This is a genomic window from Moorena sp. SIO3B2 (genome assembly GCF_010692525.1).
Lineage (GTDB): Bacteria > Cyanobacteriota > Cyanobacteriia > Cyanobacteriales > Coleofasciculaceae > Moorena > Moorena producens.
This window is the reverse complement of sequence record NZ_JAAHHE010000882.1, coordinates 1-1,379: the sequence shown is the minus strand read 5'-3', so window position 1 is coordinate 1,379 and position 1,379 is coordinate 1. Positions and strand designations below refer to the sequence as shown.

At 45.0% G+C, this 1,379-nt stretch carries 2 protein-coding genes and 1 pseudogene; all 3 read right to left on the bottom strand.

The features are described 5' to 3' along the window. Positions 1 to 164: 164 nt before the first annotated feature. Positions 165 to 335 (bottom strand): hypothetical protein, encoded by a 171-nt coding sequence (locus F6K38_RS42030; protein WP_287251547.1) that lies wholly within the window; start codon positions 333 to 335, stop codon positions 165 to 167. 142 nt (positions 336 to 477) lie between these two features. Further along, on the bottom strand, positions 478 to 891 hold the full coding sequence (locus F6K38_RS42025) for a four helix bundle protein (RefSeq protein WP_287251548.1): 414 nt from the start codon (positions 889 to 891) through the stop codon (positions 478 to 480). Positions 892 to 1,186: 295 nt separating this feature from the next. Beyond that, positions 1,187 to 1,379, bottom strand: a pseudogene (locus F6K38_RS42020) (carbohydrate ABC transporter permease); the annotation flags it as partial.

Genomic DNA, 1,379 nt, shown 5'->3' with positions numbered 1-1,379 from the left:
GCCCAAGTAGGGTCAGAAATTCTCCTTCATCCACTTCTAAGCTAATGTCGTTAACTGGGATGACGTTACCCTTGTTAGTCTTGTAGATTTTATTAATATTATGTAGTTCTAGTTTAGGCATACTATCTGGAGGTTTGGAGGTTTGGAGGTTATTTGGTTGAAGGTTATTTGGTTGAAGGTTGAAGGTTATTTGGTTGAAGGTTATTTGGTTGAAGGTTATTTGGTTGAAGGTTTTTAGGTGAAAAGTTGAGCGTGGATATCACTGTCTTGATACAGTCGCTGATGATTTTGGAGCTGTGTGCGAACGCGATCGCATTACCTTTCCAAGACCGCACTGCCTCCCCAAGACCGCGCTACATCGCTTTTGCAATTAGGCAAAATTCGCGGGAAAATTCCCCTCTCCCTCCATCTACCCATCAATGTTTACAATTCAGATGCAAATAGAAACGATCTTAGGGGGGTCAAGTTTCAAAACTGTCAATCAATACGATAATCTCCTTCATCCTCGCGGAGTCGGTTTTGCTCAGGGTAGGTTTTTAGATATGCCATGAATCCTGTAATTTGTCGGCTGCACTTCTGGCATAGATCAAATAGTTGTGTAAACTGAGATTGATGAATGTAACCAGCATCAAGAGCAACATAGGCTTGAGAACGTAATTCACCCGCAGAGCCTCTAGCTCGACCTAAAAACTCAATAAAAAGACGTTGTGTCCGACTCTCAAAGCCCTCAGCAATATTTGACATGATAGAAACCGCTGCACGACGCATCTGGTTGCACAAACCAAAATCACGGGAAAACGCTCCCTCCTTTGAAAGTGCGTAAACCAACCTTGTCAACTCCCGTGCTGTCTGCCATCCCTGAATTTCTTCAAATCGTTTTATCGTTCCCATACTCTTCCAAACTCAAAAGATTCAATCTTAAAAAATTCAATCTTAAAACCTTCCCTACAAAGAACGCCAAGGCCGAACAACCTCCAACCTCCAACCTCCAACCTCCAACCCTCCAACCCTCCAACCCTCCAACCCTCCAACCCTCCAACCCTCCAACCCTCCAACCCTCCAACCCTCCAACCTCCACCCCTCCAACCCTCCAAACCTCCAACCTCCAACCTCCAACCTTCAACCCTCCAACCTCCAACCTCCAACCTTCAACCTTCAACCCTCCAAACCTTCAACCCCCAAAGAGTCAACCCTTAACTGCTCCCGATGTTAAACCTTGGACAATTTTACCTTGGAAAAACATTACTAATACCACTAGGGGAAATGTTCCTATAACTGTCATAGCCGCAATGGAACCGTAGGGAATCTCTTTTCCCAGAGAACCACTTAACTGAGCCGCAGCAACGGGCAGGGTTTTCAGAGATTCTTGGCTAATGAAA

Coding starts and splice junctions, on each gene's coding strand:
- F6K38_RS42025 (WP_287251548.1), bottom strand. CDS start 891: ATGGGAACGATAAAACGATTTGAAGAAATTCAGGGATGGCAGACAGCA.